Genomic DNA, 17324 nt, shown 5'->3' on the forward strand with positions numbered 1-17324 from the left:
AGTATTCCTGGATAATAGGAAAAATCTATTGCAGTCATCGTTACTACAATTGGCGCGGCGATTGACCCTTTCACCGCTTCGGTGCTGTAATTCCCGCGCTGTTATGATTTTTTAAAGTGGAATTGTAACGCGCAACTTGAAGAGGCCACCCTGGCAACCGGGTGGCCTTTTTTCATGTCTGCGGTTTCGCTGTTAGGAAATACTTATTGATTCGATAAAACCTACCCATTAGAGACTATCGTCCGCCTTCGGTATCTTTCTCCCATCGCAAAACGGAGGAAGTACAGATGTCTTTAATTAATACAAAAATCAAACCATTCAAAAACAGCGCTTTTAAAAACGGTGAGTTCATCGAAGTCACCGAGCAGGACGTAGAAGGCCGCTGGAGCGTCTTCTTCTTCTATCCGGCTGACTTTACCTTTGTCTGCCCAACCGAACTGGGCGACGTGGCTGACCACTACGAAGAGTTCCAGAAGATGGGCGTAGATATCTACTCTGTCTCAACCGACACCCACTTCACCCACAAAGCGTGGCACAGCAGCTCTGACACCATTGCCAAAATCAAATACGCGATGATCGGCGACCCGACCGGCGCATTGACCCGCAACTTCGAAAACATGCGTGAAGATGAAGGCCTGGCGGATCGCGGCACCTTTATCGTTGACCCGCAGGGCATCATTCAGGCTATCGAAGTCACCGCCGAAGGCATTGGCCGCGACGCATCTGACCTGCTGCGTAAGGTGAAAGCTGCGCAGTACGTGGCTTCTCACCCAGGCGAAGTCTGCCCGGCTAAGTGGAAAGAAGGCGAAGCGACGCTGGCTCCATCCCTGGACCTGGTCGGTAAAATCTAACGGCTTCACATTTTCCCCGGCGGGCTAGCTCCCGCCGTATTACCGGAAGGTGGATGGCGCTTTCGCTTATTCACCCTGCGGGTTTCGCTTTTTGCCACCAGGGAGATTACCCCATGCTCGACAACAATATGAAAACCCAGCTCAAGGCCTACCTTGAGAGATTAACCAAACCTGTTGAGTTAATTGCCACGCTGGATGACGGCGCAAAATCATCCGAAGTAAAGGAACTGCTGGCAGAGATCGCGGAATTATCTGACAAAGTCACCTTCAGCATTAATAACGATCTGCCGGTACGTAAACCGTCGTTTTTAATTACCAACCCAGGCTCCGACAAGGGTCCGCGCTTCGCCGGCTCCCCGCTCGGCCACGAATTTACCTCTCTGGTTCTTGCCCTGCTGCAGACCGGGGGACACCCGTCGAAAGAGTCTCAGGATCTGCTTGATCAGATCCGCGACATCGACGGCGATTTCCATTTTGAAACCTATTATTCGCTCTCCTGCCACAACTGCCCGGACGTGGTGCAGGCGCTGAACCTGATGAGCGTGCTTAACCCGCGCATCACCCATACGGCGATTGACGGCGGCGTTTATCAGCATGAAATCCAGGAGCGCAACGTGATGGGCGTGCCTGCGGTTTACCTGAACGGCAAAGAGTTCGGCCAGGGCCGCATGACGCTCGCTGAAATCGTCGGCAAAATTGACACCGGCGCTGAAAAACGCGCGGCAGAAGCGCTGAACAAGCGCGAAGCTTACGACGTGCTGATTGTCGGCAGCGGCCCTGCGGGCGCGGCGGCGGCGGTTTACTCTGCGCGTAAAGGCATTCGTACCGGGCTGATGGGCGAGCGCTTCGGCGGCCAGGTGCTGGATACGGTCGACATCGAAAACTATATTTCCGTGCCGAAAACGGAAGGCCAGAAGCTGGCGGGCGCCCTGAAGGCGCACGTGGACGACTACGATGTGGACGTTATCGACACCCAAAGCGCCAGCAGGCTGATCCCTGCGCAGGTAGAAGGCGGTTTACATCAGATCCAGACGGCTTCCGGTGCAACCCTCAGCGCGCGCAGCATCATCATCGCCACCGGTGCAAAATGGCGCAACATGAACGTGCCGGGTGAAGATCAGTACCGCACCAAAGGCGTGACCTACTGCCCGCACTGCGACGGCCCGCTGTTTAAAGGCAAGCGCGTTGCGGTGATCGGCGGCGGTAACTCCGGCGTGGAGGCGGCCATCGATCTGGCGGGCATCGTCGAACACGTGACGCTGCTGGAGTTTGCCCCAGAGATGAAGGCCGACCAGGTGTTGCAGAATAAAGTCCGCAGCCTGACCAACGTCGACATCATCCTTAATGCGCAAACGCTGGAAGTAAAAGGTGACGGTTCGAAGGTGACCGGTTTGCAGTATAAGGATCGCGTTTCAGACGGCGTTCACGATATCGCGCTGTCCGGCATTTTCGTGCAGATCGGCCTGCTGCCAAATACCAGCTGGCTGGAAGGCAGCGTCGAGCGCAACCGCATGGGTGAAATCATCATTGATGCGAAATGCGAAACCACCGTGAAAGGCGTGTTTGCAGCGGGTGACTGTACGACCGTGCCGTATAAGCAGATTATTATCGCGACCGGCGAAGGGGCCAAGGCATCGTTAAGCGCGTTTGATTATTTGATTCGTACGCCGATTTTGTAGGATGGCCGTGTCGGATGACGCTGCGCTTATCCGACCTACGGAACTACGGAACTGCGCTCTGATGTTGTAGGGTGGATAAGCGCCAGCGCCATCCACCATTGATGACTAAACCACCTGCCACGCAGGTGGTTTTTTTATTGCCTTACTTTCTGCGCCAGGTCGTGCCCTGCGCACCGTCTTCCAGCACGATACCCATCTCGTTGAGACGGTCGCGCGCCTGGTCCGCCAGCGCCCAGTCTTTTGATTTACGGGCATCGTTACGCTGTTTAATCAGCGCTTCGATTTCGGCCACTTCCCCGTCGTCCGCCTGCGCGCCGCTTTGCAGGAAGGCTTCCGGCTCCTGCTCCAGCAGGCCAAGAACCGCAGAGAGCTTGCGCAGCGCCGCCGCCAGGCCGTTCGCCGCCGCCATATCTTCCGTTTTCAGGCGGTTTACTTCACGCGCCATATCGAACAGCGCCGAGTAGACTTCCGGCGTGTTGAAGTCGTCGTCCATTGCTTCACGGAAACGGGCTTCAAACGCTTCGCCACCGGCTGGCTGCGCCGCGCTGTCCGTTCCGCGCAGAGCGGTATAGAGGCGCTCCAGTGAAGTACGAGCCTGTTTCAGGTTCTCTTCGCTGTAGTTGAGCTGGCTGCGGTAGTGGCCGGACATCAGGAAGTAGCGGATGGTTTCCGCGTCGTAGTATTTCAGCACGTCACGCACGGTGAAGAAGTTGCCCAGCGATTTGGACATTTTCTCGCGGTCGACCATCACCATACCGGAGTGCATCCAGGTGTTAACGTACTCGCCGCCGTGGGCGCAGGTGGACTGGGCAATTTCGTTTTCATGGTGCGGGAACATCAGGTCAGAACCGCCGCCGTGAATATCGAAATGATTCCCCAGCTCTTTGCAGTTCATCGCCGAACATTCGATGTGCCAGCCCGGACGGCCATCGCCCCACGGGGACGGCCAGCTCGGCTCGCCCGGCTTGGACATTTTCCACAGCACGAAGTCCATCGGGTTACGCTTCACGTTCGCTTCAACCTCAACGCGTGCGCCCGCCTGGAGCTGGTCCAGATCCTGACGGGAGAGCTTGCCGTAATCCGTATCGGTGGTGACAGAGAACATCACGTCGCCGTTGGCCGCCACATAGGCATGATTCCGGGCGATAAGCTGCTCAACGATTTCGATGATTTCAGGAATGTGTTTAGTAGCGCGCGGCTCGCTGTCCGGACGCAGGATGTTCAGCGCGTCGAAATCAGCGTGCATTTCGGTGACCATGCGGTCGACCAGCGCCACGAAATCTTCGCCGTTTTCATGGGCGCGCTTGATAATTTTGTCATCGATATCGGTGATATTGCGTACATACTTCAGCTTATAGCCGAGGAAACGCAGGTAGCGCGCCACTACGTCGAACGCCACAAAGGTGCGGCCGTGGCCGATATGACAGAGGTCGTAAACGGTGATACCACACACGTACATGCCGACTTCCCCGGCATGAATGGGTTTGAATTCCTCTTTCTGGCGACTCAGGGTATTAAATATTTTTAACATCAGGGGATTCCATATCTGCGTGTGTAGTCGAAATTTGACTATATGTTACCTCAAAATTCCACCGGTAAGCAGTACGCTTTGCAAGGTGATGATCATGTTGAGTTATGCTATAACAACCACCTTGTGTGGCGGCACCGTCTGCCGGAACACTGTCTGACTAAATATAGGATGCACAGCATGGTTACTTTTCACACTAATCACGGTGATATCGTCATCAAAACCTTCGACGATAAGGCACCGATCACCGTTAAAAACTTCATGGATTACTGTCGCGAAGGCTACTACGACAACACCATTTTCCACCGTGTGATCAACGGCTTTATGATCCAGGGCGGCGGTTTTGAGCCTGGCATGAAGCAGAAAGAAACCAAAGACACCATTCAGAACGAAGCGAACAACGGCCTGAAAAACACCCGTGGTACGCTGGCAATGGCCCGTACCCAGGCGCCACACTCCGCAAGCTCTCAGTTCTTTATCAACGTGGCTGATAACGACTTCCTGAACTTCAGCAGCGAAAGCATGCAGGGCTGGGGCTACTGCGTATTTGCAGAAGTGGCAGAAGGCATGGACGTGGTTGATAAAATCAAAGGCGTTTCCACAGGCCGCAGCGGCATGCACCAGGACGTTCCTAAAGAAGACGTTATCGTAAACAGCGTCACCGTCAGCGAGTAATTCGCTCACGATGATTCTGTTTATTGCAGATTTACATCTCTGCTCAGAAGAACCGGCGATAACCGCCGGTTTTCTGCGTTTTCTGGCCGGCACGGCGCGGGAAGCCCAGGCGCTGTACATCCTCGGTGACCTGTTTGAAGCATGGATTGGCGACGACGATCCGGAGCCGCTTCATCAGGAAATTGCATTAGCTATCAAAGCATTGGTTGATTCCGGCGTACCCTGCTACTTCATTCATGGCAACCGAGATTTTCTTCTCGGCAGGCGCTTCGCCCGCCAGAGCGGCATGACGCTGTTACCTGAAGAAAAAGTCCTCGACCTGTATGGCCGCAAAATGCTGATCCTGCACGGCGACACGCTGTGTACGGATGACCACGGCTATCAGGCGTTTCGCAAAAAAGTGCATCAGCCCTGGCTGCAATGGCTGTTCCTGGCCCTGCCGCTGTTTATCCGTAAACGCGTTGCCGCCCGGATGCGTGCGGGGAGCAAATCCGCCAACAGCACTAAGTCCATGGCCATCATGGATGTGAACCAGCATGCCGTTGTTGACGCCCTCGCCCGCCACCGCTTGCAGTGGATGATCCACGGCCATACCCATCGCCCCGAAATCCACACGCTTCAGGCAAACGGCGAAGCCGCGTTTCGCTGCGTGCTGGGTGCCTGGCATACGCATGGCTCGATGATCAAAGTCACCGCCGAAGACGTCGAACTGATCCCTTTCGATTTTTAAGCAAAACCCCCGCTTTTCGCCGCTTTGTTAACCACGCAACCGTTTTCCTGGCCCTGTGTTCATGATATTCTCTCAACCCTTCTGACCGACCGTACGAGCCGTTCGGTGATGTTTGCACACCCACAGGAGTTTTGAGACGCATGTCCTCCAACCAGACCCCGGCGCGTATCGCCATTGTCATGGGTTCCAAAAGTGACTGGGCCACCATGCAGTTTGCCGCAGAAATCCTCACCGCCCTGGATGTTCCACACCATTTAGAAGTCGTCTCCGCGCACCGCACGCCGGACAAGCTGTTCAGCTTTGCCGAGCAGGCTGAAAGCAACGGCTTTGAGGTGATCATCGCGGGCGCGGGCGGGGCTGCACATCTGCCCGGCATGCTGGCGGCGAAAACGCTGGTGCCGGTGCTGGGCGTACCGGTGCAAAGCGCGGCGTTGAGCGGCGTCGACAGTCTCTACTCCATCGTACAGATGCCTCGCGGCATTCCGGTTGGCACCCTCGCCATTGGTAAAGCGGGCGCGGCTAATGCGGCCCTGCTGGCGGCGCAGATTCTGGCGCTGCACGACAAGACCCTGCACCAGCGCCTGGCCGACTGGCGCAGCGCTCAGACTGACGAAGTGCTGGAAAACCCGGACCCACGGAGCGACGCATGAAACGTGTCTGCGTATTAGGCAACGGCCAGCTGGGCAGAATGCTGCGCCAGGCGGGCGAGCCGCTGGGTATTGCGGTTTATCCGGTTGGTCTGGACGCGGAGCCGGAAGCGGTGCCTTTCGCCCAGAGCGTGATCACCGCAGAGATCGAACGCTGGCCCGAGACGGCGCTGACCCGTGAACTGGCGCGGCATAACGCTTTTGTTAACCGCGATGTGTTCCCGATAATCGCCGACCGCCTCACGCAAAAGCAGCTGTTCGATAAGCTGGAGCTGGCAACCGCGCCGTGGCAGCTTCTCTCCAGCCGCGACCAGTGGTCTGGCGTATTCAAAGATCTGGGCGAGCTGGCGATTGTGAAGCGTCGCGTGGGCGGCTACGACGGACGCGGCCAGTGGCGTTTACGCGACTTTGAAACGGATCAGCTGCCGGACGACTGCTACGGCGAATGCATTGTTGAGCAGGGCATTAATTTCTCCGGTGAGGTTTCGCTGGTCGGCGCGCGCGGCCACGACGGCAGCACGGTGTTTTATCCGCTGACCCACAACCTGCATCAGGACGGCATTCTGCGTACAAGCGTGGCCTTCCCGCACGCCAATGCGGAGCAGCAGAACCAGGCTGAAACCATGCTCAGCGCCATCATGCACGAGCTGAAGTATGTCGGCGTGATGGCGATGGAGTGCTTTATTACGCCTGCCGGGCTGCTCATCAACGAGCTGGCCCCGCGCGTGCACAACAGCGGCCACTGGACGCAGAACGGCGCGTCCATCAGCCAGTTTGAGCTGCACCTGCGCGCCATTGTCGATCTGCCGCTGCCGCAGCCCGTGGTCAACGCGCCGTCGGTGATGATTAACCTCATCGGCACGGATCTGAACTACGCCTGGCTGAAGCTGCCGCTGGTGCATCTGCACTGGTACGACAAAGACGTGCGCGCCGGTCGCAAGGTGGGCCACCTCAACCTGAACGACAGCGATACCGACAGGCTCGGCGCCTCGCTGGAAGCGCTTGTGCCGCTGCTACCGGCGGATTACGCCAGCGGCATTGCCTGGGCGCAGAACAAGTTGACTAAGTAGGTTTACACTTTTACAGGGCGGTTCAACCGCCCTGTCGCCATTTCCCCTCTTTCTTTTCTATGCTCACAGGCGCACAATCCCCGGCGTTTCACCCCCATTCGTTTTAAGGTCAATGCATGCACAACGCCCGTCTCAATACACAACATTACGAACATCTGCTGCGCCACGATACTCCGCTTATCGACGTGCGCGCGCCGGTTGAATTTGCCCAGGGGGCGATGCCCGCCGCGCTGAATTTACCGCTGATGTCCGATGATGAGCGTGTTGCCGTGGGCACCTGCTACAAACAGCGCGGCCAGCAGGCAGCGGTCGAGCTGGGCCACAGCCTGGTGAAAGGTGAAATCCGCGAAGCCCGCCTGCAAAAATGGCTGGAGCAGTGCCGACAAAACCCGGACGGTTATCTTTGCTGTGCCAGAGGCGGCATGCGCTCCCATCTGGTTCAGCAGTGGCTTAAAGAAGCTGGCGTTGATTATCCGCTGGTCGAAGGCGGCTACAAGGCGCTGCGCCACTTTGCCATGCAGGCCATTGAAGAGCGCTCCCGCTGGCCGATGGTGCTGGTAAGCGGCAACACCGGCTGCGGCAAAACGATCCTGATCCGCTCTTTGCCCGCCGGGGTCGATCTTGAAGGGCTGGCACACCACCGCGGCTCGTCGTTTGGCCGCACCATTGTCGAACAGCCTTCGCAGACCTGCTTTGAAAACAACCTCGCCGTTACCCTTATCAAGAAAAGCAACGCCGGGCCTGTGCCGCTGGTGATTGAGGATGAAGGGCGCATGATTGGCTCCCGCCACATTCCCGAAGCCTTCAGGGAGCAGATGACCCAGGCGAAGATTGTAGTGATAGAAGATCCGTTTGAGGTCCGTCTGGAAAGGCTGAAATACGAATATTTCCAGCAGATGAGCGAAGCGTTTTTATCGGTTAACGATGAAGAGACCGCGTGGAAAGAGTACGGAGAATACCTGCACCACGGGCTGTTCGCCATCCGCCGCCGTTTAGGGCTTGAGCGCTATTCCCAGTTCACGGGATACCTTGATACCGCGCTGGAAGCGCAGCGGAAAACGGGATCCTGCGACGAGCATCTGGCCTGGCTGTCCCCGCTGCTGGAAGAGTATTACGACCCGATGTACCGCTACCAGCTAAGCAAAAAAGCCGGACAGATCGTCTTCCGCGGGGATTACCAGCAGGTTGAGGGCTGGCTGCGGGACAGAACCTGACCGAACAAATTAGAGATAAAAAAAGGTGACGAAATAACGTCACCTTTTTTTTGATTAATGACAGGCATTCCCGTAGCTCGGCGTCATCCGAGCGACAGAAACTGACGTCTCAACGATTAATAGACTTGCCGCCATTCAGTACCGTTTGAGTACCAGGTCGTGTTGGTGTTAGCACTCAGCCTGACTTTCGGATCGCCCGCTATTTTTAAAATCGTTGACGGGCTGCCGTCAATACTGATGTAGACATTAGCGCCTTTTGCAGACGACGGTGCAGGCAAGTCAATGCTGTTCGCGTAGTTTGCTGGCGGCCGGGAGATGATCAGCGCATTCCCCGTACTGCTTAGCAGCGACGCTACCTGGCTTGAGGTTATATCATCGCTGCTGGATTGCGCGAGATAACCTGGCGTTCCGGCTGGCGCAGGCCAGTTCTGGAAATAGACCGTAAACGGAGGGCAGTCGCCGCTTTTAGTACTGTTCCCTGCGGTATCGGTAATTTTCGCCTGGAACCTGAATTCTCCGGAGTCCTGGAATATTCTTGGATCGGCCACTTCAAAATTCCAGCTGCCGCTTTCAGTAGCCGTGGTGGTTCCTAAAAGCGTACTGATACGATCGGCAAGGCGCACAGCATAAACGTTGACCGTCGCCCTCGGTTCAGCCGTCCCCCAGATGACAACGTCCGCCCCATTGGTAGTCCCCCCTTCCGCAACTTCATTGCCGCTATCGGTGACCCGGGTGATGCCCGGGACCACGGCAATGGAATCGAGGTTGAGGATAAACGGCTCGGTCGGCGCTGACTCAGGGCTTTCTGGCGTCAGGGCTGCCGTCACCGTCAGAGCGTTATTGCCCTGTACGGTCAGCGGCGATGCTGGCTTGATCGTCCAGTCACCGCTGGCATCGGCGGCGGAGGTGCCGATTAATTTGCCGTCGTTATACAGCCTGATAGTCACATTTTTGTCCGCCGTCCCTGTCAGTACCGGTGAAGCTTCGTTAGTCAGCTGCCCGCTTTGCAGCGGCCCGACCGAGCCAGCAGTCACATCGTTCACCGCGGTGATGACCGGCACTCTGACTTCAATAAACGACACATTCACGCTCTGTTTTTGGCCGTTAATGGTTGCCGTAATCTGGCTGATACCCGGCTGGATAGTGGTGATATTTGCCGTGACCAGACCCTGAGCATTCGTCGGGACGACATCCCCGATAACCGCGCCATTGCTGGCGCTAAAATTGACAAGGGCATCGCTGACAATATTCCCCTGGGCATCCTTGACGCGTGCCTGGACCTGGTTTGCATCTACCCCATCCGAAAGCGCATTGTTCTTCGTCACTTTGAAATCCGCCGCCGCAATGCTGGCGGTTGCGCTGTCGGCAATAAAGGTCACCGTCTTACTCTGCTCGCTGGCGTTGATCTTCGCCTTTATGGTCCCTACGCCCGCCACCGTAGAGGTGACCGGAACAGTGATCTGACCAGCGCTATCGGTGACAGCCGTTGACGCTACGCTCACCCCGGCTTCCGCCGCGGAGAAGCTGACGGTTTTATCGGCCACCAGGTTGTCATTCGCATCTTTGACAATGACCTGGATGTGGTTTGCATTCACACCGTTGGCAGGCGCGTTGTCGGACAGCACATTGATATCACCCGCGGCAATCACCGCCGTAGAGGCATCGGCAATAAAGGTTGTCGGTATTGACTGACCCGCGCCATTGACGGTGAGCGTCACGTTGGTTATTCCCGCATGGAGGTTTGTCAGCGCCACCATCACCGAGCCGTCCTCGCTGGAAGTCCCGCTGGCGGTAATTTTTGCGCCATTATCCGCACTGAAATACACCACCATATCCGGCACATAGTTGCCTTTTGCATCTCGCACTATGGCCTTGACGCTGTTCGAAGCTGTACCGTTTGCGACACTTTTATCACTGATGACAACTAAAGAGTTAACCGTAGCCGTAGCGTTATCAGGACTGAAGGTCATCTTCACGCTCTGCTTGCTGCCCTTAATCGAAGCGGTGATGTTACTGTCTCCCGCTTTAATGCTGGTCACCGGCAGGCTCAGCGTACCATCAGCTTCAGTCGTTCCCGTTTCCGCAATCTTCGCGCTATTGTCCGCCGTGAAATTGACCGTCTCCCCTGACAGCGCGTTACCATTTGCATCGGTGACCGCCAGCTGGACGCGGTTATTCTGCACGCCATCAGCTACCGCATTATCTTTCGTTACCACCAGGCTGGACGCTACAATCTGCCCCGTACTGCCGTCGGCCTTAAAGTTAACGGCAGTGGATAAGCTATGGCCATTGACCTGCGCGCTGACCCTTGTTTGCCCGGCTTTCCGGTTAGTGAGCGTCACCACCACCTCGCCACTGGCATCGCTGATGCCGCTGGCCGCGATGTCTGCGCCGTTATCGGCGCTGAACGCCACCGTCATATCCGGCACAGGATTGCCCTGTGCATCCAGAATAACGGCTTTCACACTATTGGTGGCCGTCCCGTTTGCCAGCGCATCATCACTCACCACGGTCAGCGCGCTGACGGTGGCGGTTTCAGTGTCATAGGTGAAGGTCATCTTCACGCTCTGGCTAAGCTTGTTAATGGACGCTGTTATCGTGCTCTCCCCGGCAACGGTACTGGTGACCGGTACAGAGAGCGTACCGGTCGTGCCAGTCACGCCGTCTGGCGCAATCTTCGCGCCGTTGTCCGCCGTGAAGCTTACCGTCTGGCCCGTCAGCACATTGCCGTTGGCATCCGTGACCCTCAGTGCGATACGGTTATTCTGTTTGCCGTCCGCCGGGGCATTGTCTCTGGTCACCGTCAGATCGCCGTCGGCAATGTGCGCCGTTGCGTTATCCGGCGCGAAGTTCACCGTGATCGAGTCAGAATAGCCATTCACCTCGGCCGTAAACTGACTGTCTCCGGCAACCAGGCTTGTCAGGGAAGCAAGGTATTCGCCGTTATCATCGGTAGTCCCTGTTGCCGCCACCGTCGCGCCGTTGCTGGCGCTCAGGGACACATTCATCTGCTTTGCAAGGTTACCCCTGGCGTCTTTTACCCGCACTTTGACCTGGTTTGCGGCGCTGCCGTTTGCCGCAGCGTGGTCATTGACCAGCGTCAGTTTGTCGATCTGAGCGGTGCTCGGGTCATAGACGAATGTCACCGTCACCGTCAGGCTGCTGCCGTTGACTGTCGCCTTGATAACGCTCTCACCGGCAAGGGTGCTGGTGACCGGCAAATCCAGCGCGCCATCGGTGCCGGTGGTCGCCGTTGCCGCAATACTCGCACCATTGCTGGCGGTAAAGCTCACGCTTTGATCGGCCAGCGTATTACCGCTGGCGTCCGTTACGATAAGCGCAACCCGGTTTGCAGATGTCCCGTTGGCAACCGCGCCGTCATTCATGACCTTCAGGCTGCCGGTCTTGATCTGGGCAGTATCACTGTCCGCCACAAAGCTGGCACCGACCTGCTGGCTGCTGCCATTAACGGTAGCAACGATAACGCTTTTCCCCGCCACCTTGCTGGTCAGGGTCGCCGTCGCTATACCGCTGGCGTCGGTTGTCGCACTCGCCGCGATGAGGGCAGTGTTGCTGGCGCTGAAGCTGACGGTTGCGTCTGCCACAGGGTTTCCGCCCGCATCGGTGACCGTTGCCTGTACGCGGTTGGTTGCCGTGCCGTTGGCTACCGCACCGTCACTGGCCATGACCAATGCACCATCGGCGATATGCGCCGTGTTGCCGTCGGCTTCGAAGCTGACGGTCACATGCTGGCTGCTGCCATTGAGGGTTGCCTGCACCACGCTGTCGCCTGCTGTGGTGCTGGTCACCGGCAGAGTAATGATGCCGTTAGTATCGGTAGTAGCCGTTGACGCTATCACCGCACCGTTGCTGGCTGTGAAGCCAACAAGCTGATGACTTAGAATATTATTAAATTCATCCGTCACCGCAACGCGTACACGGTTTGCCGCAATGCCGTCGGTTGCGGCATGGTTAGCCACGATGGTCATTGCGCCATCGGCAATCTGTGCTGTGGATGTATCGGCTATGAAATTCGACGAAACCGTTCTAAGGGTACCGTTCGACGAACCGGTAACAGTGGTGATACCGGCGCGAGTATTGGTCAGCGTCACTTCCGCGATACCGCTGGCATTAGTCGTTGCGCTCGGTGTGATGTTGGCACCGTTATTTGCAGAGAAGCTCACCGGCTCATTCTCAATCGGGTTGCCATTCGCATCGCTGAGCACAGCCTGAACGCTGTTGGTTGTGGTGCCGTTGGCAACGGAGCCATCGACCTTCGTGGTCAGCGCCCCGCGCATCGTAGTTTTGTCAGCAACAAACGTTGTGCTGACCGTCTGGCTGTCGTTATTGACGCTCGCAGTGACCTGGCTTGTGCCAGCTTTCTTGCTGGTTAGCCCAACGCTGACCATGCCGGAAGCATCGGTAGTCGCAGCAGGCTCAATGGTTGCGTCATTGTCGGCGCTAAAGGTGACTTTCTGGCCAGAGACGGCGTTCCCTTTTGCATCCGTCACTTTGACCCGTACCAGATTTCGGGCGCTGCCGTTGGCCAGAGCCTTATCGCTTCTGACTTCCAGTGCGCCAGCGACGATCGTGGCAGTGGCCGGGTCGGCCGTAAAGGTGACATTTTGGCTAAGCGTCTCACCCTTGTCCGATTTTGCAGTGATCTTGCTCGTACCGGCAGTAAGGCTGGTGAGCGTCGCGCTTGCCTTACCTTCGCTGTCCGTTATACCCGCGGCAGGCAACACAGTGGCCCCGTTAGTGGCGCTGAAAGTGATGGTTGTCCCGGAAATCGGGTTACCGCCTGCGTCCTGAACGACCAGTTCGATACCGATAGCGTCAGTGCCGTTTGCTATGCCTTTATCGGAGCTAACCGTGAGCGTACCCTGCCCGGTTGTTTTATCCGCAATGAAGGTCGTTGTCACCTTCTGGCTGTGACCCTGCACGGTAGCGATGACATTGCTGTCACCCGCTTTCTGGCTGATCTGACCAACGGTTGCCATCCCCTGGCTATTGGTTGTGGCGCTCGGGGCAATTTTCGCTTCATTGTCAGCGGTGAAAGTGACGACCTGTGCCGGAACAGGGTTACCCTGCGCATCCGTCACCCTCACGCTAATCTGATTCTGGGCGCGGTTATTTGCCACGGCATTATTTGTTTTCACCAGCAGATCGTCTTTCAAAATTGTTGCCGTACTGGTATCGGCAACAAAGTCGACCGTAGCGCTCAGGGTCTCGCCGGTGGCGGATTTGGCCGTGACTTTGCTGCTTCCCGCAACGGTGCTGGTCAGGGTCGCGCTAAGCTTGCCGTCGCTGTCCGTCACGCCGCTTTCAGGAGTGACAGCCGCATCGTTGGTGGCGCTGAAAGTAATGTCGGTGCCCGGCAGTGGGTTGCCGCTGGCATCTTTGATCAGTAACGCTACGCTATTGGTCGCGGTGCCATTGGCTACCGCATGGTTAACACCGATGTTCAGCGCGCCCTGGGCGGTGGATTTATCGGCAACAAATGTCGTGTTCACCGACTGACTTTTGCCTTTCAGCGTTGCGGTGACCAGGCTGTCACCCGCTTTCTGGCTGGTAAGACCGACAACGGCCAACCCGTGAGCATCGGTCGTCGCGCTGGCGGTGATTTTTGCGCCGTTAGCGGCGCTGAAGTTAACCACCTGCGCCGGGACAGGATTGCCTTTTGCATCCGTGACTTTGACCTGTACCTGGTTACGGGCGCTGCCGTTGGCGACGGCATTGTTCGTAACCACTGTCAGATCTTCCGCCGCAATCGCCGCGGTGCTGGTGTCAGCTTCAAAGATGATCGTTTCGCTGAGCATGTCACCGTTGGACGCTTTAGCCGTCACGCTGCTGTCACCGGCAACCGTGCTGGTCAACGTGGTGGTTAACTTGCCGTTTTTGTCCGTTACGCCGCTTGCGGGGGTCGCTTTTGCACCATTGGTCGTGCTGAAGGTCACCGCTATTCCGGTCACCGCGTTGCCCTGGGCATCTTTTGTCTCCAGTTCGACAACGTTAGCCTCGGTGCCGTTGGCGACGGCATTATTAGCCATCACATTCAGCCTGCCATTAGCAGAAGTATTGTCCGCGATAAAAGTAACCGCTGCACTCTGGCTGTTGCCGTTTACCGTAGCGGTAACGGTGACAATCCCCGCTTTGGTATGGGTCAGTGGCACCCTCACCTTACCCCATGAGTTGCTGACGGCGCTTTGCTGGATGGTGGCTCCGGAGGTGGCGGTAAAAGTCACCGTCCTGTCGCCAAGCGGGTTGCTGTCGGCATCAGTGACCAGGGCCTGAACGTATGCCGCAGAGTGGCCGTCGGCTTTGACGTTATCTGTGATGACGGTGAGATCGCCGGCTTTTATCTGCCCGTTGTTTTCATCATTGGTGAAAACAACCGTGGTGCTCAGACCGTTAAGATTTTTAGCCCCAACCTGTGCTGTTACGGTCGCGGTACCGGGCTTAGCGCCACTCATTGTGGCTGTATAGTTCCCCGCAGAAGTTTCTTTTACCGCGCTCAGATTCGTGCCATCCACACCGGTCGCTTTAAACACCACGCCGGTCAGCCCGGTGAGCGGACGATCCTGTTTGTCATGCACGGTCAGCGTCAGCGTCGTGGTTGTCTGACCGTCGGCGACAATGCTTTCAGGCGTCGCCGCCAGGGAAGAGTGAGCGGTATCGACATCGGCTGCAGCAAAGTGAACTTTCGCCGTGCGGCTATCGCCATCGCTGAGTTTTGCCACCACCGTTGCTTCACCCGGAACGGTACTAACCACATCAAGCGATGCACTGCCGCTCGCATCGGAAACGCCCTGCTTCGTCGTTTTGCTGCTGTCAGCAAGGGTGACCGCAAAGGTCACCGGCTCACCGGCCAGCGGTTGTTTACTGCCGTCAATCACGTGGAACACCACGTTCACAGGCGTCACACCGTCAGGCTGCGCGTTATCACCGCTGACGGTCACATCGCTGCCGAAATGCGCCTGCGGCGGCAAGACTTCAACGCTGAGATGGGAAGGTTTGGACTTGTTGCCTTTGCTGTCTTCCGCGACGGCGGTCAACACGTAGGTATTGAGGATTCGGCTGGCGTCGCTGGCTTTCGTTTTACTTTTTTTCGTCGATGCAGCCTGCGCTACCTGCGCCACTTTCCAGGCCGGGAGCGTCAGGGCAAAGTGCTGCGTATCCAGCTCTTTGATTATGCCGCCGGACTGTTGAAAACTGCCGCCGCTCCAGACGATATTTTTCAGGCCATGCTTGCTGCTGACTGTTGCGGTTAAAGTCTGGGTGCTTTTGCTTTCCCCCTGAACCTGCTCAGGAGCCAGCTGCATCTTGATGACCTGCCGCTTGCGGTATTCGAGGACAATATTGTTGTTACGCTCAACCAGATCGTAGCGGCTGCGGGCAAGCTTGCGCATTGCATCAACGGCTTCAGGCGAGGCATTACGCGCCCAGGACTGATCGAGCTGGTAAGTCAGCGCCATATTAACGTTGAAGTCGTCTTTACCCGACTTGCCCATTTTCTGTTCCGCGCCGACGGAGAGCATCGGGATCGGGGTATAGTTCACGCCGACCGTGACCGCATAGGGATCTTTTTGTCGATCGTCCTTACCAAACAGCGCCACTTCATCGCCATAGTACTGTTCATAGACTAACTTACCGCCCAGCTGCGGATGTGCCGGTAAGAAAGCATTAACCTGCAGATCAAACCCGTTCGCCGGGCGTTCGTCGTAATCTTCAAAATCGCGTGAGGCGTGCCAGCTGGAGAGTCGCTGATAGCCATTCATCGATAGCTTAAGATAATCCGCCCACAGTTCTGCGCCCAACCCAAGACGGGTGTTATGGCCAGTGATATCGTTGTCATAGAATGCGTTAGTGCCAACCATCCACGATTCGTCAGGGAAAAAACGCATCCCGATACCAAGATTGAGCGTTGTACGGTCGTCTTTACGACGTGCGCCCATCTGGGTGAATAGCATATTCCGCGGGGAGTCATAGAGCGGTAACAGCATATCCAGACTGCTGTCACTCAGGGAAAAATCTTTATCCAGGCTGATCTGCGATTTTACCGTGCCGAACTGGCTGAGCCAGCCTTCCACCGTGCTGTTAACCGCGCTTCCCGCCTGGCTACGCGCGTAATCAGACAGCGCTTCGGATGAGGTCCTGTCCTCATCCGAAAGCGTTGTCCCGACGACCATTGCTCCCGAGGCAAGCTGCTGCTGGAACGGATCCTTACTCCCGGCAGGCGTCGATGCAGAGGGCAGCATATGCTGGCTGGCAGCGGCAGGAAATGCCATTGCAAGGCCTGAAACAGGCGGCAGCAGCTGAAGAAGAATGCAGCCCCAGGCAATCAATTTTTTTCGTAACGGGAGGGGTTGTTCGGCAACTGAGAAAGACATTTATACCCTTAGTACTATTCCTAAAAAAACCATCGCGCGCGTAGTTGGCACACTTATTGATTAGAGATAGTCCACAAATGGAGCAGGGATTGGAAGCGCAAAAAAAAACCACCTCCGGCAATACCTTACAAAACACATGGTAACTATATGTAATACATTGAAATTCAAAAATTGTGAATTTTCATTTTAGATAAAACGCATTTCGTGCCGCTAAAATAAACAAGAGGCTAAATTCAACCAAAAAGAAAACAGAAAAATAAAAAGCATGAAAATTATACTTAATAAATACTATATTCGTGAGTTAGTAATTTTTACGATAGATGATTTGATGATCAACGACTAACAATGAATAAATATTGAAAATGACTTAACATTCAATATGTTACAATAAACAAATCAAAACCAGACCACCTTTTTAACCAGAACGTTACGACTAAAGCTAAATTAATTTTGATTAAGTTCGCCAATGCCATGCCAATTCGAATCGAGTGCCCCCTGTGATGATTGAAAAAATCTCAGGGAATTTATCGCCGGGGCTCT

The 17324-nt window shown here is 56.1% G+C and carries 9 protein-coding genes; 7 read left to right on the forward strand and 2 right to left on the reverse strand.

Translation table 11 applies throughout. The annotated features are described in order from the left end of the window. Nucleotides 1-287 precede the first annotated feature (287 nt). Both ahpC and ahpF read left to right on the forward strand, forming a co-directional pair. Entirely contained in the window at nucleotides 288-851 is a 564-nt protein-coding gene (gene ahpC / locus HYQ67_RS04955; RefSeq protein ID WP_202301977.1) for an alkyl hydroperoxide reductase subunit C, read from the forward strand. Between the two features lie 113 nt (nucleotides 852-964). Beyond that, complete coding sequence (gene ahpF, locus HYQ67_RS04960; protein ID WP_202302409.1) at nucleotides 965-2530, forward strand: alkyl hydroperoxide reductase subunit F; 1566 nt, start codon at nucleotides 965-967, stop codon at nucleotides 2528-2530. A 142-nt stretch (nucleotides 2531-2672) separates the two neighbouring features. On the opposite strand, the gene cysS is transcribed toward ahpF, so the two are convergent. Beyond that, entirely contained in the window at nucleotides 2673-4061 is a 1389-nt protein-coding gene (gene cysS / locus HYQ67_RS04965; protein WP_202301978.1) for a cysteine--tRNA ligase, read from the reverse strand. A gap of 177 nt (nucleotides 4062-4238) precedes the next feature. Here cysS and ppiB point away from each other — a divergent pair, with 177 nt between their 5' ends. From ppiB to mnmH, 5 genes are all read left to right on the forward strand, one after another. Continuing rightward, nucleotides 4239-4733: a peptidylprolyl isomerase B gene (gene ppiB, locus HYQ67_RS04970; RefSeq protein WP_202301980.1), complete on the forward strand. Its 495-nt coding sequence runs from the start codon at nucleotides 4239-4241 to the stop codon at nucleotides 4731-4733. 10 nt (nucleotides 4734-4743) lie between these two features. Next, nucleotides 4744-5463 carry a UDP-2,3-diacylglucosamine diphosphatase gene (lpxH, locus tag HYQ67_RS04975; RefSeq protein ID WP_202301982.1) on the forward strand — a complete coding sequence of 240 codons (720 nt, stop codon included), beginning with the start codon at nucleotides 4744-4746 and terminating at the stop codon, nucleotides 5461-5463. A 140-nt stretch (nucleotides 5464-5603) separates the two neighbouring features. Further along, entirely contained in the window at nucleotides 5604-6113 is a 510-nt protein-coding gene (purE, locus tag HYQ67_RS04980; protein WP_202301984.1) for a 5-(carboxyamino)imidazole ribonucleotide mutase, read from the forward strand. Further along, nucleotides 6110-7180, forward strand: a complete 1071-nt coding sequence (gene purK, locus HYQ67_RS04985) for a 5-(carboxyamino)imidazole ribonucleotide synthase (RefSeq protein WP_202301986.1) — start codon at nucleotides 6110-6112, stop codon at nucleotides 7178-7180. The genes purE and purK overlap by 4 nt, the downstream gene beginning before the upstream one ends. Before the next feature lie 116 nt (nucleotides 7181-7296). Beyond that, nucleotides 7297-8394 (forward strand): tRNA 2-selenouridine(34) synthase MnmH, encoded by a 1098-nt coding sequence (gene mnmH, locus HYQ67_RS04990; RefSeq protein ID WP_202301988.1) that lies wholly within the window; start codon nucleotides 7297-7299, stop codon nucleotides 8392-8394. A gap of 116 nt (nucleotides 8395-8510) precedes the next feature. Here the strand turns inward: mnmH and HYQ67_RS04995 are convergent, their stop codons facing one another. Continuing rightward, the gene (locus HYQ67_RS04995) at nucleotides 8511-16784 is read right to left on the reverse strand and encodes an Ig-like domain-containing protein (protein ID WP_202301990.1); all 8274 of its coding nucleotides are present in this window, start codon (nucleotides 16782-16784) and stop codon (nucleotides 8511-8513) included. Nucleotides 16785-17324 lie beyond the last annotated feature (540 nt).

Origin of the sequence: Dryocola clanedunensis subsp. sulfonylureivorans (assembly GCF_016756775.1) — a bacterium.
GTDB classification, from domain to species: Bacteria; Pseudomonadota; Gammaproteobacteria; order Enterobacterales; family Enterobacteriaceae; genus Dryocola; species Dryocola clanedunensis.